The organism is Massilia sp. TWR1-2-2, assembly GCF_049897565.1.
Classification (GTDB): Bacteria; Pseudomonadota; Gammaproteobacteria; order Burkholderiales; family Burkholderiaceae_D; genus JAFCUW01.
The window spans coordinates 55,660-76,013 of the sequence record NZ_JAFCWM010000014.1 but is presented as its reverse complement, the minus strand read 5'-3'; the positions used below and the strand labels follow the sequence as shown (position 1 = coordinate 76,013).

Below are 20,354 nucleotides of genomic sequence, written 5' to 3'. Positions count from 1 at the left end.
TGGGTTGCTTTATACCATGAATGATCCGGAAGCCAAAGAAATCAGCAGTGCATGCTGGGCTTGGTCCGGTAAAATACCCGCTTCATATCTACTTCCCAATTTCCCTATGCCAAGGCCGCTGAGCGCAACCATACACCTCGATTCCATGCGGCACAATCTGGCCCGTGCACGCGGCTGCGCGCCGAACGCAAAAGTGTGGGCAGTGGTCAAGGCGAACGCGTACGGCCACGGGCTCGAGCGCGGCCTGCGCGGCTTTGCCGACGCCGACGGCCTGGCGCTGATCGAAACCGAGAATGCAGTGCGCCTGCGCGAACTGGGCTGGACCAAGCCGATCATGCTGCTGGAAGGGTTTTTCGAGGCGGCCGACATCCCGCTGCTGGCGGAATACGGCTTTAACAGCGCCATCCACTGCATCGAGCAGATCAAGATGCTCGAATACACCCGGCTGACGAGTCCGATCGACGTGCACCTGAAGATGAACACCGGCATGAACCGGCTCGGCTTCATGCCGTCCGAGTATGCCGCCGCGCACGCCCGGCTGCGGGCGATCCCGGGCATCCGCAACATTACCCTGATGACCCATTTCGCCAATGCTGACGAGCTCGAGCATCCGCTGCTGACGGTGCGCGAGCAGGTGCGCCGCTTTCAGATCGGCGCCGATGGCCTCGCCGGCGAGCGCAGCCTGTCCAATTCGGGCGGCGTGCTGCAGCAGGCCGAGCTGGCCGCCGAACTGTCGAACGACTGGGTGCGTCCCGGCGTGATGCTGTACGGCGGCACCCCTGGCGTGCGCACCGCGGCCGACTACAAGCTGCGCCCGACGATGACGCTGGCCTCGGCCATCATCGGCGTCCAGCAGCTCGTTGCCGGCGACACGGTCGGTTACGGCAGCCGCTTCCAGGCGAGCGGCCCGACTACGGTCGGCGTCGTCGCCTGCGGCTACGCCGACGGCTATCCGCGCCACGCGCCGCACGGCACGCCGGTGCTGGTCGACGGCGTGCGCACCAGCCTGATCGGGCGCGTGTCGATGGACATGATGACGGTCGACCTGGCGCCGATCCCGAATGCGCGGGTCGGCAGCAAGGTGGTAGTGTGGGGCGATGGGCTGCCGATCGACGAAGTAGCGATGGCGGCCGGCACGATCGGCTATGAACTGATGTGCGCGCTGGCGCCGCGGGTGCGCGTGCACGAAGGCCCGATGGGCCAGCCGGCGTAACCTGGGAACCAAACAACACCATGGCAAAAGCAAAAACGAACTACACCTGCAGCGAATGCGGCGGCATCAGCAACAAATGGACCGGCCAGTGCCCGGCTTGCCACGCGTGGAACACGCTGGTCGAGACGGTGGTCGATACGCCGGGCGTGAACCGGCTGTCGAACCCGGTCCACCGCAGCCTGGCGCAGACGGCGCCGGTGCTGTCGCTGGCCGACATCGAGGCGGTCGACGTGCCGCGCTTCGGCACCGGCATCGAGGAATTCGACCGCGTGCTCGGCGGCGGCCTGGTGGCCGGCGGCGTGGTGCTGATCGGCGGCGACCCGGGCATCGGCAAGTCGACCCTGCTGCTGCAGGCGCTGGCCAACATCTCGCAGGCCAAGAGCACGCTGTACGTCAGCGGCGAGGAGTCCGGCGCCCAGATCGCGCTGCGCGCGCGCCGGCTCGGCGTCGAAGCGACGTCGCTGAAGCTGCAAGCCGAAATCCAGCTCGAGAAAATCCTCGGCACGCTGGCCGACCTGAAACCGGACGTCGCAGTCATCGACTCGATCCAGACGGTGTATTCCGACGCCCTCAGCTCGGCCCCCGGCTCGGTGGCGCAGGTGCGCGAATGCGCCGCGCAGCTGACCCGGGTCGCCAAGCAGACCGGCGTGACCATCATCCTGGTCGGCCACGTCACGAAAGAGGGCGCGCTGGCCGGCCCGCGCGTGCTCGAACACATCGTCGATACGGTGCTGTACTTCGAGGGCGACACCCAGTCGAGCTTTCGTCTGGTGCGCGCCATCAAGAACCGCTTCGGCGCCATCAACGAGCTGGGCGTGTTCGCCATGAGCGAGAAGGGGCTGAAGGGCGTGTCGAACCCGTCGGCGCTGTTTTTGTCGAGCCACGACAGCGCCGTGCCGGGATCGGTGGTGATGGTGACGCAGGAAGGCACGCGGCCGTTGCTGGTGGAAATCCAGGCGCTGGTCGACACCAGCCACCTGCCGAACGCGCGCCGGCTGTCGGTCGGCCTCGAGCAGAACCGGCTGGCGATGCTGCTGGCCGTGCTGCACCGCCACGCCGGCATCGCCGCGTTCGACCAGGACGTGTTCATCAACGCGGTGGGCGGCGTCAAGATTACCGAGCCGGCGGCCGACCTGGCCGTGCTGCTGGCGATTAACTCGTCGATGCGCAACAAGGCCTTGCCGCGCGGACTGGTGGTGTTCGGCGAAGTCGGCCTGGCCGGCGAAATTCGCCCGGCGCCGCGCGGCCAGGAGCGCCTGCGCGAAGCGGCCAAGCTCGGTTTCTCGATCGCGATGATCCCGAAATCGAACGCGCCGAAACAGAAAATCGAAGGCATGACGATCGTCGCCGTCGAGCGCATCGACGAGGCATTCAACAAGTTGCGTGAGCTCGATTGACCTCTCTGTGGCATTTTAGAAACCTAAATTTCCGTCGGAAAACTTTACACTCGCAACATGGTAAATTCCTAAGTCCTTGATCGGCATGATGTTTCTTTGGTGGCACGCTAATTGCTTATTGTAAATAAAACTTACAATAGGGATTTACTGATGAAATCGATCTTCTCCGCACTCGCACTTGCAGCCGCCTTCAGCCTGCCGATGGCCGCACACGCCTCGGTCCTGCCTTCCGGCATCCAATACAACGTCGCAGCCAGCAGCGTTGCCGCGTGGGGCTTCACGCAATGTTATTCAGCGCTCTACAACGCCAGCGGACAGTCGATTTCGACGATCCTGGACGGCTGCAAGGGCGATTACCTGATGCTGGCAGCGCGCAAGGTTGGCACCAGCGAGTTCTTCATGCTCGCCGCGGCCAACGATGAGGACGTAACTTTTGCCACGACCGGCAATACGGTTCACGTCGCCAACGGTGTTGAATGGTATTTCGGACTGAGCCAGTCCTGGGGTTTCGCGGGCGTCGGCGACGTGGTCAGCCGCAACAGCTGCGACACCGCTGGGTCGGGCGAGATCGACCGGCTTTGCTGGCATACCTCGCAGGGCAAGATGAGTGGCGGCTATCGCGCGGGTAGCAATTACCTGAACGGCAGCACCACGTGGGAAAAGGTCATCCTGCGCGCTAACGTTGTGAACGTGCCGGAACCGGCCTCGCTGGCGTTGTTCGGCCTCGGTTTGCTGGGAGTTGCTGCCGGCCGCCGCAAGCGCACCCCTTGATGCCCTAGGGAAACCATGTGCAAGCTATAATGTCCGCTGACTTCGGCTGCTTATGGATTCATTGTGTTTAACGAACAACGTACTTCGCCGCGCAAGGTATTAAAGGCGCGCGCCCTCGTCAGCTTCGACGGTGCCGCGCCGCTGGCTGCCCGCACGGTCGACGTCGGCGGCAATGGCCTGTGCCTGACGTATCCACAGCCGATGCCGACCGGCGGTGACTGCGCGCTCAGCTTCGAGGTATCGCTGGAAGGCAAGCTGCACACCATCCGGACGCGCTCGAAGGCGCTGTACTGCATCTTCAGCAATGGCGAATACAAGATCGGCTTTCAGTTCCTCAGCCTTGACTTGCCGGCGATGACCTTGCTGGCAAAGTACATGCGCTGACTACCACCCGTGTGCAGCTGGACAAGAAAACGGCGCCTGGGGCGCCGCTTGGTGAATTTGCTACTCGTGGTAGCGGTCTTGCAGTCGGCGAGCGCTGCCCCGGACCTCGGATGCTATTTCATTCAGGACTAGTCCGGCAATGCCGCCCAGAATGGCAATCATCAACCAATCTAACATAGACTTCTGTGCTCCTCCCCGTGTGGCCTGCTCTTAGAATTTAGCAGGAGCAGCTGTATTTACAAGGATTGGGCGAGGCTTTATTTAACAATCATGTCGGGTGACATCACTGCCTTCAGGTACAGGCTGTCGGGGTCTTTCGGGTCGCGCTGCGCAATCCACCACGCCGCCCCTTTCTTGATCTCCCACGGCTGCGCGCGGCCGGCGACGATCAGCGCGGCCACCTGGCCCAAGGTCGGCTGGTGACCAACCACCAGCACCGGCTCCTTGCCATTGGGCCAGTTCGCCGCGCGCAGCACGTCTTGCGGGCCGGCGCCTGGCGCCAGTTCCGGCGCCATCTTGAACTTTCGCCCCAGCGGCGCCACCGTCTGCAAGGTGCGCAGGGCAGGGCTGACCAGGATCTTGCACGCGTCCGGCAACTGCGCACCGAGCCATTCGGCCATGCGCCGCGCCTGCTTCTGGCCCTTCGCCGTCAGCACGCGCTCCATGTCCGGCTCGCTGTCCTCCGCTTCCGCATGCCGCCACAAGATCAGATCCATGTCGTTCTCCTATGCGTTGCTGCCGTCTTTCAATCCAAGTAACTCCATCAGGTGCCGCTGCGCCGAAAATTCGGCCTGCTTGCCGCGCGCCTTGCGCCGGTGATAGTGGCCGTTCGCGTCAAGCTCCCACGCGTTCGAGTTGTCTTTCAGGTAGGGGTTCAACCCTTCGGCGATGACGCGCCGCTTGAGCGCCTTGTCGAGCACCGGGAACGCTACCTCGACCCGGCGGAAGAGGTTGCGCGTCATCCAGTCGGCGCTGGCCAGGTACACGTCGTGCGCCAGGTCGTTGCGGAAATAATAAATGCGGCTGTGCTCGAGAAAACGCCCGATCACCGAGCGCACCTTGATATTCTCCGACAGCCCCGGCACGCCGGGGCGCAGGATGCACGCGCCGCGCACGATCAGGTCGATCTTGACGCCGTCGGCCGAGGCCGCATACAGCGCGCGGATCACCGATTCGTCCACCAGCGCGTTGATCTTGACGATGATGCGCCCCGGCCGCCCGGACTTGGCCAGCCGCGCCTCGTTGCGGATCGCCTTGATGATTTCGGCCTGCAGCGCGAACGGCGCCAGCCACAGGTGGTTCAGCTTGTGCGGCTTGGTCAGGCTGGTCAGGTGGATGAAGACCTCGTTGACATCCTCGCCCATCGCCGGGTTGGCCGTCAAGAGGCCGAAGTCGGTGTACAGCCGCGTCGTGGTCAGGTGATAGTTGCCGGTGCCGAGGTGGGCGTAGTACTGCAGGCCGTCCGGTTCGCGCCGGATCACCAGCGCCGCCTTGGCGTGCGTCTTCAGGCCGACCACGCCGTACACGACCTGGGCGCCGGCCTGCTCGAGCTTGTCGGCCCAGTTGATGTTGGCCTCCTCGTCGAAGCGCGCCATCAGTTCTACGATGACGGTCACTTCCTTGCCCGAGCGCGCCGCCGCCATCAGCGCTTCCATCAGCTCCGAATTCATGCCGGTGCGGTAGATCGTTTGCTTGATGGCCACCACGTGCGGGTCGCTGGCGGCCACGCAGATGAAGTCGATCACCGTCTGGAACGACTGGAAAGGGTGGTGCAGCAAGATGTCGTGCTTGCGGATCTGATCGAAAATGCTGAGGTTGGCGGTCTTGGCAGGCATGCCGGCAATGAACGGCTCGAAGCGCAGGCCGGGCTGGCGCACTTCGTCGATTAGCTCGGCGAGGCGCACCAGGTTGACCGGGCCGTCGACCGCGTACAGCCGGCTCGGGTCGAGGCAGAACTGGGCCAGCAAAAAGTCCGACAGCTCGGGCGGGCAGTTCTTCGCCACTTCCAGCCGCACCGAGGTGCCGAACTGGCGGCCCTGCAACTCGCCCTTGAGCGCCTGGCGCAGGTTCTTCACTTCGTCCTCGTCGACCCACAGGTCGCTGTCGCGGGTGACGCGGAACTGCGAATAGGCGATGACGTCGCGCCCGGTAAACATGTCCTCGATGTGCGAATGGATCACCGACGACAGCAGGCAGAATGCAGCGCCGCCGCCTTTGGCCAGGTGGTCGGGCAGGCGGATCACGCGCGGCAGCACGCGCGGCGCCTTGACGATGGCGATCGCAGTACCGCGGCCGAACGCGTCCTTGCCCGACAGCGAGACGATGAAATTGAGGCTCTTGTTGACCACCTGCGGAAACGGATGGGCCGGGTCGAGCCCGATCGGCGTCAGCAGCGGGCGCACTTGCTGCTCGAAATATTGCTTGACCCACGCGCGCTGCGCTTCGTTGCGGTCGGTGTGGCGCACCAGGTGCACGCCCTTGGCGCGCAGCTGCGGCAGCACTTCGGTGTTGAGGATGTCGTACTGTTGCTTGACGAGCGCGTGGCACTCGCGGCTGATGCGCCCCAGCGTGGCGTCGAGCGCCGGATCGTCGTGCAGCGCGCCTTGCGCCAGCAGGCTGGCCACGCGCACTTCGAAGAACTCGTCGAGATTGTTGCTGACGATGCATAGATAACGCAACCGCTCGAGCAGCGGCAAGCGCTTGTCCTCCGCCTGCGCCAGCACACGGCGGTTAAACTGCAGCTGCGACATCTCGCGGTCCAGGAACACGGCGGCTTTCGGCGATTCTGCGTGCAGCGCGTTTTTTGTTGTCATCTTGGCTAGGAAGATCTCGATTATTACAGTTACTTTATCGTAATAAGGAATTGTGACAGCGGCATGACCGGGCAGCGCAATCGTGCGCCATTAAAACCGGTTACGCCAGAGTATCACGGAGCAGAAATCCGAAATATTTCACGCCACCGGCCCGTGTCATAAACATGTCACAATTCCCGGCTAGACTGCGCAGCAATCACCGCCACCCTCTTAAAGGATTTGATATGCGCATCAAACTGCTGCTCGCCTCGATGATCATCGGCACTTCCGCAATCCTGACCTCCAGCGCGACCTTCGCAGCCGACATGACCGGTGCCGGCGCGACCTTTCCCTACCCGATCTACGCCAAATGGGCGGAGATGTACAAGAAGAGCACAGGCAACGGCCTGAACTACCAGTCGGTCGGCTCCGGCGCCGGCATCAAGCAGATCAAGGCCAAGACGGTCGACTTCGGCGCCTCCGACATGCCGCTCAAGGCGGAAGAGCTGGCCGCCGAAGGCCTGGTGCAGTTCCCCGCCGTCATGGGTGGCGTGGTGCTGGTGGTGAACCTGCCGGGCGTGACGCCAGGCCAGATGAAGCTCACCGGCCCGGTTATCGGCGACATCTACCTCGGCAAGATCACCAAGTGGAACGATCCGGTGATCGCCGCATTGAACCCTGGCGTGCCGCTGCCGGCCGACGAAATCACCGTGGTGCACCGGGCCGACGGCTCCGGCACCTCGTTCCTGTTCACCGACTACCTGTCCAAGACCAGCCCTGACTTCAAGGCCAAGATCGGCGCCGGCAGCGCCGTCAAGTGGCTGGTGGGCGTGGGCGGCAAGGGCAACGAAGGGGTCGCCGCCAACGTGCAGCGCATCAAGGGCGGCATCGGCTACGTCGAGTGGGCTTTCGCCAAGCGCAACAAGATGTCGCACACCCAGCTGAAAAACAAGGACGGCGTGTTCCTGCAGCCGGACGACGAGAACTTCAAGGCCGCCGCCGCCAACGCCGAGTGGACCAAGACCCCGGGCTTCGGCGTGGTTCTGACCGACATGTCCGGCAAGGCTGCCTGGCCGATCACGGGCGCGTCGTACATCCTGATGCACAAGACCCAGGCCGACGGCGTCAAGGGCAAGGAAGTGCTCAAGTTCTTCGACTGGGCCTACAAGAACGGCGACGCTGCCGCTGCTGAACTCGACTACGTGCCGATGCCCGACGTCGTCACCAAGCAGGTGCAGGACGCGTGGAAAGCCAATCTGAAGGATGCCGCCGGCAAGGCGATCTGGTAAGCCCAGTTTCACATTCTATAAAGAAGAAGTTGCCCATGAGTGCAAACCCACCAGCGGCGATGGCCGACGTGATGGCGCCGGAAGAAGTAGCCCAGCGCCATACCGCGATGTTGTCGACCATGCGCATGCAGCGCATCCAGGACTTCATCTTCCACAAGGTGACGATGGCGTTCGCGGCATCGGTGCTGCTGGTGCTGGTCGGTATCATCATCTCGCTGATCTACGGCGCCGCGCCGGCGTTTGCCGAGTTCGGCCCGGCCTTCATCACCACCGTCGAATGGGATCCGGTCAACGACAAGTATGGCGCGCTGATCGCCATCACCGGCACCCTGGCGACGTCGTTCATTGCGCTGCTGGTGGCCTTTCCGGTCAGCTTCGGCATCGCCTTGTTCCTCACTGAAATCTGCCCGGTCTGGCTGCGCCGCCCGATGGGCACCGCGGTCGAGCTGCTGGCCGGCGTGCCGTCGATCATCTACGGCATGTGGGGCCTGTTCGTGTTCGCGCCGATCTTCGCCGACCACGTCCAGCCGCTGCTCAAGTCCACCCTCGGCCCGCTGCCGATCATCGGCCCGCTGTTCTCCGGCCCGATGATGGGCATCGGCATCCTCACCGCCGGCCTGATCCTGGCGGTGATGATCATCCCGTTCATCGCCTCGGTGATGCGCGACGTGTTCGAGATCGTGCCGGCGGTGCTGAAGGAGTCCGCTTACGGCCTCGGCTGCACCAAGTGGGAAGTGGTGCGCAAGATCGTGCTGCCGTACACCAAGACCGGCGTCGTCGGCGGCGTCATGCTCGGCCTCGGCCGCGCGCTCGGCGAGACGATGGCCGTTACCTTCGTCATCGGCAACGCCAACAAGCTGTCGTGGTCGATGTTCGCCGCCGGTAACTCCATCTCGTCGACCCTGGCCAACGAATTTGCCGAGGCCGAATCGGTGCTGCACGTGTCGTCCCTGTTCGCGCTGGCGCTGATCCTGTTCGCCATCACCTTTATCGTACTGTCCGCCGCCAAGCTGATGCTTGCCGGAATGTCCCGCAAGGAGGGCGTGAAATGAGTGCAGCCAGCCCGCGCAATCCTGTCTACATCCGCCGCCTGCGCCAGCACCGCATCGGCATCATCATGTCGGTGCTGGCCATGTCGGTCGGCCTCGCCTTCCTCGCATGGATCCTGTCGACCTTGCTGGTCAAGGGCTTCGGCGGCCTGTCGCTGATGATGTTTACCAGCGACACGCCGGCGCCCGGCAGCGATGGCGGCGGCTTGCGCAACGCCATCGTCGGCAGCCTGATGATGGTCGGCCTGTCGACCGCGGTCAGCACGCCGATCGGCATCCTGGCCGGCGTCTACCTGGCCGAATACGGCGAGCAGAACAAATTCGCCCAGGTCACCCGCTTCGTCACCGACATCATGCTGTCGGCGCCGTCGATCGTCATCGGCCTGTTCGTCTACGCGCTGTATGTGGCCAACGTCAAGCACTTCTCCGGTTACGCCGGCAGCATCGCGCTGGCGCTGATCGCCATTCCGGTGGTGGTGCGCACCACCGACAACATGCTGCGCCTAGTGCCCAACAGCCTGCTGGAAGCGGCGTTCGCGCTCGGCGCGCCGCGCTGGAAAGTAGCGACCATGGTGCGCCTGCGCGCGGTCAAGGCCGGCGTCGTCACCGGTGTGCTGCTGGCGCTGGCGCGCATCGCCGGCGAAACGGCGCCGCTGCTGTTTACCGCGCTCAACAACCAGTTCTTCAGCGCCGACATGAACGCGCCGCTGGCCAACCTGCCGGTGGTGATCTACCAGTTCGCCATGAGCCCGTACGACAACTGGCGCGACCTGGCCTGGGGCGGCGCATTGCTCGTCACCTTCAGCGTGCTGCTGCTCAATATACTGTCGCGCACCGTGTTCAGCCAGAAAACCCCGAATTAAGCCGAAAGCAACTTTAATGACTTTGCCCATGCCAACCCCGATCCCGACCGTGAGCCAACCGGCCAAGACGATTGAAATCTCCGGCCTTAATTTTTTCTACGGAAAAACCCAGAGCCTGACCAACGTGAACCTCGACATCCACGAGAAGAAGGTCACCGCCTTCATCGGGCCGTCCGGTTGCGGCAAGTCGACCTTGCTGCGCACGCTCAACCGGATGTACGACCTGTATCCGGGCCAGCGCGCCGAAGGCTCGATCATGTACCGCGGTCACAACATCCTCGACCCGAACCAGGACGTCAACATGTTGCGCGCCAAGGTCGGCATGGTGTTCCAGAAGCCGACGCCATTTCCGATGTCGATCTACGACAACATCGCCTTCGGCGTGCGCCTGTACGAGAACATGTCGAAAGGCGAGATGGACGAGCGCGTCGAGTGGGCGCTGAAGAAGGCGGCGCTGTGGGGCGAGGTCAAGGACATCCTCGGCAAGAGCGGGCTGTCGTTGTCGGGCGGCCAGCAGCAGCGCCTGTGCATCGCCCGCGGCGTCGCGGTCAAGCCGGACGTGCTGCTGCTCGATGAGCCAACGTCGGCGCTCGATCCGATCTCGACGGCCAAGGTCGAAGAGCTGATCAGCGAGCTCAAGCAGGACTACACGATCACCATCGTCACCCACAACATGCAACAGGCGGCGCGCTGCTCGGATTACACTGCGTACATGTACCTGGGGGAACTGGTTGAATTTGGCGAGACCGACCAGATCTTCATGAACCCGGGGCGCAAAGAGACGCAGGACTATATTACCGGCCGTTTCGGCTGATCCAGGCGATGGTCCAAAATACAAAAAGCGGAGAGCAGCAATGATAGGCGAACATTCATCGAAGCAGTACGACAACGAACTTGAGGCGATCCGCTCCAAGGTATTGCTGATGGGCGGCATCGTGGAGACCCAGTTTACCGACGCGATGACCTGCTTTCGGATCGGCGACATCGAACACGCCGACCGCGTCATTGCCGGCGACGACGCCGTCAACCAGCTCGAAGTGTCGCTCGACGATGCCTGCAGCCACTTGATCGTGCGGCGCCAGCCGACCGCCAACGACCTGCGCACCGTGATGGCCACCATCAAGGTCATCACCGACCTCGAGCGCATCGGCGATGAAGCGGCGAAAATCGCGCGCATGTCGAAGAACCTGCACAGCCGCGGCGTGGTCGGCGTCAACCACTTCGAGATGGTGCGCACGATCGCCTCGGAAACGTCGGACATGCTGCACGACGCGCTCGATTCGTTTGCCCGCCTCGACGGCAAGCAGGCGCTCGCGCTGATTGCCCACGACGTCGTCATCGACCACGAGTTCCGCTCGATCATGCGCAACCTGATCACCTTCATGATGGAAGATCCGCGCACGATTTCGTCGGCGCTGGACACCTTGTGGGTGGCAAAAGCCATCGAGCGCATCGGCGACCATGCGAAGAACATCGCCGAGTACGTCATCTACGTCGTCGAGGGCAAAGACATCCGCCACACCAAGCCGGCGGTGGTTTCCACTCCGGGCGACGAATAACAGGGCCGGCATGGCAATCGAAAAAATCAGTGTCCTGATCGTCGAGGATGAGCCTGCAATTGTCGAGTTGGTCAAATTTTCGCTGCGTGAAGCGCCCTGGCAAGTGAGCTCGGTGCAAAACTGCGCCGAAGCGTGGGAGTTCATGGTGGCGCGCGCGCCGCAGCTGATCCTGCTCGACTGGATGCTGCCCGACCAGACCGGCCTGCGCCTGCTGGCGCGCATCCGCGCCGACCGCAATTTCCAGGCCATTCCGGTCATCATGCTGACTGCCAAGAGCATGGAAGAAGACAAGCTCGCCGGCCTGAACAACGGCGCCGACGATTACGTCACCAAGCCGTTTTCGCCGCGCGAACTGCTGGCGCGCGCCAAGGCGCTGTTGCGCCGCAACGCGCCCGAACTGGCCGAAGCGTCGCTGACGGTCGGGCCCGTGACGCTCGATCCGGTCAGCAACAGCGTCGCGGTCAGTGATGTTCGCATCGACATCGGCCATGCCGAATTCAAGCTGCTCAAATTCCTGATAGCGCATCCGGGCCGCGTGTTCTCGCGCAGCCAGCTGCTCGACAAGGTGTGGGGCAACGCCGCCGTCATCGAGGAGCGCACCGTCGACGTTCACGTGCTGCGCCTGCGCAAGGCGCTGAAGGAGGCCGAGTCGCTGATCAAGACGGTACGCAGTGTTGGGTATATGCTGTCGGATAAATAGAACCAGAAACTTCTTCCGATGAATCCCAAAACGCTGTTCTGGATCCCGGCGCTGTTGCGCCTGGCCTTCATGTTCGTCATCGCCGGCGTGTGCTGGTGGATTGCCGGCCCGATCGCCGGCCTCGTGGTCGCGCTGCTGCTGGTGCTTGGCCAAATATTCCTGCAACTGTCTTACCTCAGCCAGCTCGGCGCCTGGCTCGACGATTCCGAGAGCGCCAAGTTGCCCGACGGCTGGGGCGCCTGGACCGACGTGTTCGCGCGGCTGTACCGGCTGCGCCGCGACGACGAGCGCAGCCAGAAGGAACTGTCCGAATGGCTGGCGCGCTTTCGCCAGGCGATGCATTTGCTGCCGGACGGCGTTGCCATCATGGACGACGTGCTGTTTCTCGAGTGGTGCAACCCGGCGGCCGAGCGCCACCTGGGCCTGACGCTCGAGCGCGACCGCGGCATGCGCGTGACCAACCTGGTGCGCCACCCCGACTTCATCGACTACATCATCCTTGGCCGCTACGAGCAGCCGCTGACCTTGAGCCTGCGCGACCGCAAGCTGATCTGCCAGATCATCCCGTTCGAGAACCGCCGCCAGATCCTGGTGACGCACGACGCCACCGAGAGCGCGCGCATCGAGGAGATGCGGCGCGACTTCATCGCCAACGCCTCGCACGAGCTGCGCACGCCGCTGACGGTGATCGTCGGCTTCCTCGAGATCGCCTCCAGCACGCCCGACCTCGATCCCGCCAGCCGCGCCGCGCATCTGAAGTTGATGACCGAGCAGGGGCACCGCATGCAGCGGCTGATCGAGGACATGCTGACGTTGTCGCGGCTGGAGTCCGTCGATTATCCGATGCGCGCGGAGACGGTGGCGATTGCGCCGCTGGTGGAAGACGTGCTGCAGGAAGCGCGCGCCTTGTCGGGCGGCCAGCACGAGGTCAGCGCCAGCGTGGACGGCCCCGACATCGAAGGCAGCGCCGAGGAATTGCGCAGCGCGTTTGCCAACCTGGCGTCGAACGCGGTGCGCTACACGTCACCTGGCGGCAAGGTGACGCTGAGCTGGACGAACGGGGCGGAGGGGCCGCAGTTCATTGTCAGCGACACCGGCATCGGCATCGACCAGCGCCACATCGCGCGCCTGACCGAGCGCTTCTACCGCGTCGACAAGAGCCGCTCGCGCGAGACCCAGGGCACCGGGCTGGGCCTGGCGATCGTCAAGCACGTGCTGCTGCGCCACCACGCCACGTTGACGATCAAGTCCGAAGCAGGCAAGGGCAGCAACTTCATCGTGACGTTCCCGAAGGCTACAACGCCTGCCGCTACGCTCACGTCTTCAGTACGATAACGTCAAGGCCGGAACTTCTTTTGTACCGTCAACGTTACGCTGTTGACCGTCGGGATAAGGGCAAACAAAAACACAAAGGCCCCGAGCAAGACAAACAGGCCTCCATAGTCGGTACTGTTCTGTAACGCCACCACGAAGGACGCAATTCCGAGCGCTCCAAAGCAGAGAGCGAATTCAAGATCTGCAAGCAGGGAGATCTTTCCGCAGGGCGAGGTCAGGCGCGACATAAATGCTGGTCGTTTTTCGAAATCGCATTGTGCGAACGGTCAGTGCGGGGTCGGTCAGTGCGGGGTCAGTGCCGACATTCGGACACGGACTCGTGCTTAAAGATAGCAATCGCTGAGCCTGTGTCCGATTGTCGGCACTGACCCCGGTGTGATTGTTGTCGTCAATGACGGTGCGGCGGGCAGCGCTCGATGCTGGCGTCAACTTTGGCCGAACACGTTACAATCTCTGCCTTACTGTTTCACGCAATGGACATATGCATTCCAAACGTCTGACCCTGATCGCGCTCGGCGCTTTGATGCTGGCAGGCTGCCGCGGCAGCGCCCCGATCATCCCGGCCGAGCCCGTCGTAACTGCCCCCGTCGTCGTGGCGCCGCCGCGCAAGGTACGCATTGGCCTGGCGCTCGGCGGCGGCGCGGCGCGCGGCTTTGCCCACATCGGCGTCATCAAGGCGCTCGAGGCGCAAGGCATCTTTCCGGACGTGATCGTCGGCACCAGCGCCGGCAGTGTCGTCGGCGCGCTGTACGCCGCCGGCAACAACGGTTTCGCCTTGCAGAAAGTTGCGATCGACATGGACGAGGCGTCAATCTCGGACTGGGCACTGCCGCTGTTTGGCAAGGTGTCCGGCGTACTGAAGGGTGACGCGCTGCAGAACTACGTCAACAAGGCAGTTCATAACGTGCCGATGGAAAAGCTGAAGATTCCGTTCGGCGCCGTTGCTACCGACCTCAACAGCGGTCAACCGATCCTGTTTCAGCGCGGCAACACCGGACAGGCCGTGCGCGCGTCCTCGGCTGTGCCGAGCGTATTTCAGCCAGTAAAGATCGGCAGCCGCTCGTACGTCGATGGCGGCCTGGTCGCGCCGGTGCCGGTGCGCTTCGCGCGCGAGATGGGCGCCGACTTTATTATCGCGGTGAACATTTCGACGCAGACCGATGCGCAGGCGACGCTCAGCTCGCTAGAAGTGCTGATGCAGACCTTCAGCATCATGGGCCAGCGCTTGAATCACTACGAACTGAAAGACGCCGACATCGTCGTGTCGCCGCGCCTGGGCACCATGGGCGGCGGCGACTTCAATTCACGCAACCTGGCGATCCTGGCCGGCGAACAAGCCGCCGCCGCCGTCATGGCGCAGATTAAGGCCAAGCTCAAGGCCAGGCAGCAACCATAACGAACCAACACAACGAGGAGATCATGATGCAAACGAAACCATTCCTGACGCTACAAGACGTAAAGAAAATTGCCGCCGCCGCCGAAGCGGAAGCGCTGGCCAATAACTGGGCGGTGGTGATTGCCATCGTCGACGACGGCGGCCACCTGCTGTGGCTGCAGCGCCTAGATGGCGCCGCGCCGGTGTCGTCGCACATCGCGCCGGCCAAGGCCAACACCGCCGCGCTGGGCCGGCGCGAGTCGAAGATCTACGAAGACATGATCAATGGCGGGCGCGTGTCGTTCCTGTCGGCGCCATTCATCGACGGCATGCTCGAAGGCGGCGTGCCGATCGTGTATGACGGCCAGGTGGTGGGCGCGGTCGGTGTTTCCGGCGTGAAGTCGGCGGAAGATGCGCAGATCGCCAGGGCGGGGATTGCGGCGCTGACCGCTTGAGTTCGCTCAGCATGGACCCCCGCCTGCGCGGGGGGCGACGGTCTTGAAGCTATTGGCTAAAAGCCACGTTTGCTTCTAGACGCGAATCTCGGCCGACTCCGGCATCGAAGCGGCCGCGTCGCTGCGCTGCAGCCAGGCAGCGAGCTGCTCCATATCGCGCACCAGGATGTCTTGCCCCTGGATGAACCCAATCTGGATCAGGTTGGCCGCATCGCACACCAGCTTGTTGACCGTCGGCATGCGCTCGACCATCCGCCCGTACGCCTTGAACGCCTTGCTTTCCCACTTGAACAGGCCGCCGTCGCGGAAGCGGTTGTTTTCGAAGTAGAGGGTGACGGTGCCGTCGGCATTGCCGAAGCCGACCATGCCGGATCCGTTGTTGAGCGCCGCGGCGACTGCTTCTTCGACTTCCAGGCTCGGCACGAATACTGCCGCCCGTCCGCCCGGATTGGGCCGTTCCATCGGGGTGTCTCTGCCAAATGTTGCCATTGATGTTTCCTGTTGTCTGAGTCCGTGCTGCGGTCGCAGACAATGTAAAGAAGCGCGCCGCGCGTGTCCAGTAGAACCGCAGAGGACGGCGCAATATGTCGGCCACGCATTGCCGAAAGGGCCGTGTTGCGCTATAATTTGGAGGTTTAGCCATTCCCACACATACCGTAGCGACTACCCACCATCCCATCATTCACTTGACCTCCATTCCCGCGCAAACAGGCGCGGTATCGATGGTCGTCGGTCTGACGTGGCGCAGCTACGGTAACTTTATCAGGAGTTACCCTTGCCGCCATTTTTTTCTGGCCCTTCCGTTCCAGCCATCCTGGCACTAGCCGACGGAACGATCTTTAAAGGTATTTCGATCGGCGCTGCCGGTCATGCCACCGGCGAGGTCGTGTTCAACACTGCCATGACCGGCTATCAGGAAATCCTCACCGACCCAAGTTACGCGCGTCAGATCGTCACCTTGACGTACCCGCACGTCGGCAACTACGGCATCAACGCCGAAGACGTCGAAGCGTCGAAAATCCATGCAGCCGGCCTGATCATCCGTGACTTGCCGCTGATGGCGTCGAATTTCCGTTCGACCCAGTCGCTGGCGGACTACCTGAAGGCGGAGAACATCGTCGCCATTTCCGGCATCGACACCCGCAAGCTGACGCGCCTTTTGCGCGAGAAGGGCGCCCAGAGCGGCGCCATCCTGACCGGCAACCTCGGCGCCGAGCCGTCCAGCGCCCAGGCGCTGGAACTGGCGCGCTCGTTCCCCGGCCTTGCCGGCATGGACCTGGCGAAAGTCGTGTCCACCAAGACTGCGTACGAGTGGACCGAATCAGAATGGGCGCTCGGGCAGGGCTACGGCGTGCAGCGCGAGCCGAAATTCCACGTAGTCGCGTTTGACTATGGCGTCAAGCGCAACATCCTGCGCATGCTCGCCGAGCGCGGCTGCAAGATCACGGTGCTGCCGGCCCAGGCCAGCGCCGCCGATGCGCTGGCGCTCAATCCCGACGGCATCTTCCTGGCCAACGGCCCGGGCGACCCTGAGCCGTGCGACTACGCCATCGCGGCAACCAAAGAGCTGATCGAGCGCGGCATCCCGACGTTCGGCATCTGCCTCGGCCACCAGATCATGGCGCTGGCCTCCGGCGCGAAGACATTGAAGATGAAGTTCGGCCACCACGGCGCCAACCATCCGGTGCAGGACCTCGATTCGAAGAAGGTGATGATCACCTCGCAGAACCACGGTTTCGCCGTCGATGCGGCGACACTGCCGGAGAACTGCCGCGTGACCCACGTTTCGTTGTTCGACGGCTCGCTGCAAGGCTTTGCCCGCACCGACAAACCGGCATTCTGCTTCCAGGGCCACCCTGAAGCATCGCCCGGGCCGACCGACGTCGCTTACCTGTTTGACCGCTTCATCAACCTGATGCAAGCCGCGGAGAAGAATTAAATGCCAAAACGTAGTGATATCAAAAGCATCCTGATCATCGGCGCCGGCCCGATCATCATCGGCCAGGCGGTGGAATTCGATTATTCCGGCGCCCAGGCGTGCAAGGCGCTGCGCGAGGAGGGCTACAAGGTCATCCTCGTCAACAGCAACCCGGCCACCATCATGACGGACCCGGAGACGGCCGACGTGACCTACATCGAGCCGATCACGTGGAAGGTCGTCGAGCGCATCATCGCCAAGGAGCGCCCGGACGCGATCCTGCCGACGATGGGCGGCCAGACCGCGCTCAATTGCGCGCTCGACCTGCACAACAACGGCGTGCTGGCCAAGTACAACGTCGAACTGATCGGCGCTTCGCCGGAAGCGATCGACAAGGCCGAGGATCGCTCCAAGTTCAAGGCCGCCATGACCAGGATCGGCCTCGGTTCCGCCCGTTCCGGCGTCGCCCACAACATGGAAGAATCGTGGGTGGTGCAGCGCGAGATGGGTTTCCCGACCATCATCCGGCCGTCGTTCACGATGGGCGGCACTGGCGGCGGCATCGCCTACAACGAAGAAGAATTCGAGACCATCTGCAAGCGCGGGCTGGAGGCGTCGCCGACGACCGAACTGCTGATCGAAGAGTCGCTGATCGGCTGGAAAGAGTATGAGATGGAAGTGGTGCGCGACAGCGCCGACAACTGCATCATCATCTGCTCGATCGAAAACCTCGACCCGATGGGCGTGCACACCGGCGACTCGATCACCGTGGCGCCGGCGCAGACCCTGACGGACAAGGAATACCAGATCATGCGCAACGCCTCGATCGCGGTGCTGCGCGAGATCGGCGTCGACACCGGCGGCTCGAACGTGCAGTTCGCGATCAACCCCGACGACGGCCGCATGATCGTCATCGAGATGAATCCGCGCGTGTCGCGTTCGTCCGCGCTGGCGTCGAAAGCGACCGGCTTCCCGATCGCGAAGATCGCTGCCAAACTGGCCGTCGGCTACACGCTCGACGAGTTGCGCAACGAGATCACCGGCGGCGCCACGCCGGCGTCGTTCGAGCCGTCGATCGACTACGTCGTCGTCAAGATCCCGCGCTTCACGTTCGAAAAATTCCCCACTGCCGACCAGCACCTGACCACCCAGATGAAATCGGTGGGCGAGGTGATGGCGATCGGCCGCACGTTCCAGGAGTCGTTCCAGAAGGCGCTGCGCGGCCTGGAAGTGGGCGTCGATGGCCTCAACGAAAAAACGCGCGACCGCGAAAAAATCGAAGAAGAACTCGGCGAACCTGGCCCGGACCGCATCTGGTACGTTGGCGACGCCTTTGCCCAGGGCTTCACGCTGGAAGAAGTGCACCAGCTGACCCACATCGATCCATGGTTCCTGGTGCAGATCAAGGAGATCGTCGACATCGAACTGTGGCTCGATAATCAATCGTTGGATGCGCTCGACAAACCGCTGCTGTACAAGTTGAAACAGAAGGGTTTCTCCGACCGCCGTCTGGCGTTCCTGCTGCACGTGACCGACACCGCCGTGCGCGAGCGCCGTCACGCGATGGGCATCCGCCCGGTCTACAAGCGCGTCGACACCTGCGCGGCCGAGTTTTCGACCGACACCGCCTACATGTACTCGACCTACGACGAGGAGTGCGAGAGCAATCCGACCGACAAGAAGAAGATCATGGTGCTCGGCGGTGGTCCGAACCGCATCGGCCAGGGCATCGAATTCGACTACTGCTGCGTGCACGCGGCGCTGGCCATGCGCGAAGACGGCTACGAGACCATCATGGTCAACTGTAATCCGGAGACCGTGTCGACCGACTACGATACCTCCGACCGTTTGTATTTCGAGTCGCTGACTTTGGAAGACGTGCTCGAAATCGTCGCCATCGAAAAGCCGGTCGGCGTGATCGTGCAGTACGGCGGTCAGACGCCTTTGAAGCTCGCACTGGCGCTGGAGGCAAACGGCGTGCCGATCATCGGCACCTCGCCCGACATGATCGACGCGGCCGAAGACCGCGAGCGCTTCCAGCAGCTGCTGCACAAGCTTGGCCTGCGCCAGCCGCCGAACCGCACCGCGCGCACCGAGGAAGACGCATTGCGCCTGGCGAAGGAAATCGGCTACCCGCTGGTGGTGCGTCCGTCGTACGTGCTGGGCGGCCGGGCGATGGAAATCGTCCACGACCAGCGTGACCTCGAGCGCTACATGCGCGAAGCGGTGAAGGTATCGCACGATTCGCCGGTGCTGCTGGACCGCTTCCTCAACGACGCCATCGAGTGCGACGTCGACTGCATCTCCGACGGCGAGACCACCTTCATCGGCGGCGTGATGGAGCACATCGAGCAGGCCGGCGTGCACTCGGGCGACTCGGCCTGCTCGCTGCCGCCGTATTCGCTGTCGCAAGACACCATCGATGAACTCAAGCGCCAGACGTCGTTGATGGCCAAGGGCCTGAACGTGGTCGGCCTGATGAACGTGCAGTTCGCGATTCAGAAGCAGGAACGCGACGGCGAAATGCGCGACACCGTGTATGTGCTCGAAGTGAACCCGCGCGCGTCGCGCACGGTGCCGTTCGTGTCGAAGGCGACCGGGCTGCAGCTGGCAAAAATCGCCGCGCGCTGCATGGTCGGCCAGACCCTCGCGCAGCAGGGCATCACGAAGGAAGTGATCCCGCCGTTCTTCAGCGTCAAGGAAGCGGTGTTCCCGTTCGTGAAATTCCCGGGTGTCGACACCATCCTCGGACCGGAAATGAAGTCGACCGGCGAAGTGATGGGCGTTGGCATGACGTTCGGCGAAGCGTTCGTCAAGTCGCAGCTCGGCGCCGGCATCAAGCTGCCCGAGTCGGGCAAGGTGTTCCTGTCGGTGAAGGCGTCCGACAAGCCGCGCACCGTAGCCGTGGCGCGCGACCTGGTGGCGCTGGGCTTCTCGCTGGTGGCGACCAAGGGCACGGCAGCGGTGATCGCCGCGGCCGGCATCCCGGTCCAGGCAGTCAACAAGGTGCTCGAAGGCCGGCCCCACGTGGTCGACATGATCAAGAACCACGAGATTGCGCTGGTAGTCAACACGGTCGAGGAAAAGCGCAGCGCCATCGTCGACTCGCGCGCGATCCGCACGTCGGCATTGCACTCGCGCGTGGTCACTTACACGACCATCGCGGGCGCCGAGGCGGCGGTCGAAGGCATGCACCATATCGACGAGTTGCGCGTGTATGATTTACAAGGGCTGCATAAAACCTTAAACTAAGC

At 63.2% G+C, this 20,354-nt stretch carries 19 protein-coding genes; 15 read left to right on the top strand and 4 right to left on the bottom strand.

Annotated elements, in window-relative coordinates; genetic code table 11:
- Positions 1-106 precede the first annotated feature (106 nt).
- The 4 genes from alr (at position 107) to ACP7DD_RS14935 (ending at position 3,765) form a co-directional block, all read left to right on the top strand.
- Positions 107-1,213: an alanine racemase gene (alr, locus tag ACP7DD_RS14950; RefSeq protein ID WP_426175616.1), complete on the top strand. Its 1,107-nt coding sequence runs from the start codon at positions 107-109 to the stop codon at positions 1,211-1,213.
- Positions 1,214-1,233: 20 nt separating this feature from the next.
- A complete protein-coding gene (radA, locus tag ACP7DD_RS14945; RefSeq protein ID WP_426175615.1) occupies positions 1,234-2,610 on the top strand; it encodes a DNA repair protein RadA in 1,377 nt (458 codons plus the stop codon).
- A gap of 150 nt (positions 2,611-2,760) precedes the next feature.
- Entirely contained in the window at positions 2,761-3,381 is a 621-nt protein-coding gene (locus ACP7DD_RS14940; protein ID WP_426175614.1) for a PEP-CTERM sorting domain-containing protein, read from the top strand.
- A 63-nt stretch (positions 3,382-3,444) separates the two neighbouring features.
- Complete coding sequence (locus ACP7DD_RS14935; RefSeq protein WP_426175613.1) at positions 3,445-3,765, top strand: PilZ domain-containing protein; 321 nt, start codon at positions 3,445-3,447, stop codon at positions 3,763-3,765.
- A 257-nt stretch (positions 3,766-4,022) separates the two neighbouring features.
- Here ACP7DD_RS14935 and ACP7DD_RS14930 read toward each other — a convergent pair whose 3' ends face one another.
- Positions 4,023-4,481: a SixA phosphatase family protein gene (locus ACP7DD_RS14930; RefSeq protein WP_426175612.1), complete on the bottom strand. Its 459-nt coding sequence runs from the start codon at positions 4,479-4,481 to the stop codon at positions 4,023-4,025.
- Between the two features lie 9 nt (positions 4,482-4,490).
- Positions 4,491-6,578 (bottom strand): polyphosphate kinase 1, encoded by a 2,088-nt coding sequence (gene ppk1, locus ACP7DD_RS14925; RefSeq protein WP_426175611.1) that lies wholly within the window; start codon positions 6,576-6,578, stop codon positions 4,491-4,493.
- Between the two features lie 251 nt (positions 6,579-6,829).
- Between ppk1 and pstS the strand changes: the two genes are divergently transcribed.
- From pstS to phoR, 7 genes are all read left to right on the top strand, one after another.
- Positions 6,830-7,846 (top strand): phosphate ABC transporter substrate-binding protein PstS, encoded by a 1,017-nt coding sequence (pstS, locus tag ACP7DD_RS14920; RefSeq protein WP_426175705.1) that lies wholly within the window; start codon positions 6,830-6,832, stop codon positions 7,844-7,846.
- Positions 7,847-7,917: 71 nt separating this feature from the next.
- Positions 7,918-8,898: a phosphate ABC transporter permease subunit PstC gene (gene pstC, locus ACP7DD_RS14915; protein ID WP_426175704.1), complete on the top strand. Its 981-nt coding sequence runs from the start codon at positions 7,918-7,920 to the stop codon at positions 8,896-8,898.
- Positions 8,895-9,758 carry a phosphate ABC transporter permease PstA gene (gene pstA, locus ACP7DD_RS14910; RefSeq protein WP_426175610.1) on the top strand — a complete coding sequence of 288 codons (864 nt, stop codon included), beginning with the start codon at positions 8,895-8,897 and terminating at the stop codon, positions 9,756-9,758. Before pstC ends, pstA begins: the two co-directional genes overlap by 4 nt.
- A gap of 28 nt (positions 9,759-9,786) precedes the next feature.
- Positions 9,787-10,572: a phosphate ABC transporter ATP-binding protein PstB gene (pstB, locus tag ACP7DD_RS14905; RefSeq protein ID WP_426175609.1), complete on the top strand. Its 786-nt coding sequence runs from the start codon at positions 9,787-9,789 to the stop codon at positions 10,570-10,572.
- A 40-nt stretch (positions 10,573-10,612) separates the two neighbouring features.
- Positions 10,613-11,317 carry a phosphate signaling complex protein PhoU gene (phoU, locus tag ACP7DD_RS14900; protein WP_426175608.1) on the top strand — a complete coding sequence of 235 codons (705 nt, stop codon included), beginning with the start codon at positions 10,613-10,615 and terminating at the stop codon, positions 11,315-11,317.
- Positions 11,318-11,327: 10 nt separating this feature from the next.
- Positions 11,328-12,017, top strand: a complete 690-nt coding sequence (locus tag ACP7DD_RS14895; RefSeq protein WP_426175607.1) for a response regulator — start codon at positions 11,328-11,330, stop codon at positions 12,015-12,017.
- An 18-nt stretch (positions 12,018-12,035) separates the two neighbouring features.
- On the top strand, positions 12,036-13,352 hold the full coding sequence (phoR, locus tag ACP7DD_RS14890; RefSeq protein ID WP_426175606.1) for a phosphate regulon sensor histidine kinase PhoR: 1,317 nt from the start codon (positions 12,036-12,038) through the stop codon (positions 13,350-13,352).
- Positions 13,353-13,354: 2 nt separating this feature from the next.
- Here phoR and ACP7DD_RS14885 read toward each other — a convergent pair whose 3' ends face one another.
- A complete protein-coding gene (locus ACP7DD_RS14885) occupies positions 13,355-13,579 on the bottom strand; it encodes a hypothetical protein (protein WP_426175605.1) in 225 nt (74 codons plus the stop codon).
- 254 nt (positions 13,580-13,833) lie between these two features.
- Here ACP7DD_RS14885 and ACP7DD_RS14880 point away from each other — a divergent pair, with 254 nt between their 5' ends.
- Both ACP7DD_RS14880 and ACP7DD_RS14875 read left to right on the top strand, forming a co-directional pair.
- Complete coding sequence (locus tag ACP7DD_RS14880) at positions 13,834-14,748, top strand: patatin-like phospholipase family protein (RefSeq protein ID WP_426175604.1); 915 nt, start codon at positions 13,834-13,836, stop codon at positions 14,746-14,748.
- Between the two features lie 26 nt (positions 14,749-14,774).
- A complete protein-coding gene (locus ACP7DD_RS14875; RefSeq protein WP_426175603.1) occupies positions 14,775-15,182 on the top strand; it encodes a heme-binding protein in 408 nt (135 codons plus the stop codon).
- Positions 15,183-15,257: 75 nt separating this feature from the next.
- Here the strand turns inward: ACP7DD_RS14875 and ACP7DD_RS14870 are convergent, their stop codons facing one another.
- On the bottom strand, positions 15,258-15,671 hold the full coding sequence (locus ACP7DD_RS14870; RefSeq protein WP_426175602.1) for a hypothetical protein: 414 nt from the start codon (positions 15,669-15,671) through the stop codon (positions 15,258-15,260).
- A gap of 286 nt (positions 15,672-15,957) precedes the next feature.
- Between ACP7DD_RS14870 and carA the strand changes: the two genes are divergently transcribed.
- Together carA and carB are read left to right on the top strand one after the other, a co-directional pair.
- The gene (carA, locus tag ACP7DD_RS14865) at positions 15,958-17,121 is read left to right on the top strand and encodes a glutamine-hydrolyzing carbamoyl-phosphate synthase small subunit (RefSeq protein WP_426175601.1); all 1,164 of its coding nucleotides are present in this window, start codon (positions 15,958-15,960) and stop codon (positions 17,119-17,121) included.
- A complete protein-coding gene (carB, locus tag ACP7DD_RS14860; protein WP_426175600.1) occupies positions 17,122-20,352 on the top strand; it encodes a carbamoyl-phosphate synthase large subunit in 3,231 nt (1,076 codons plus the stop codon). It begins immediately after the preceding gene.
- The last annotated feature ends 2 nt before the right edge of the window (positions 20,353-20,354 follow it).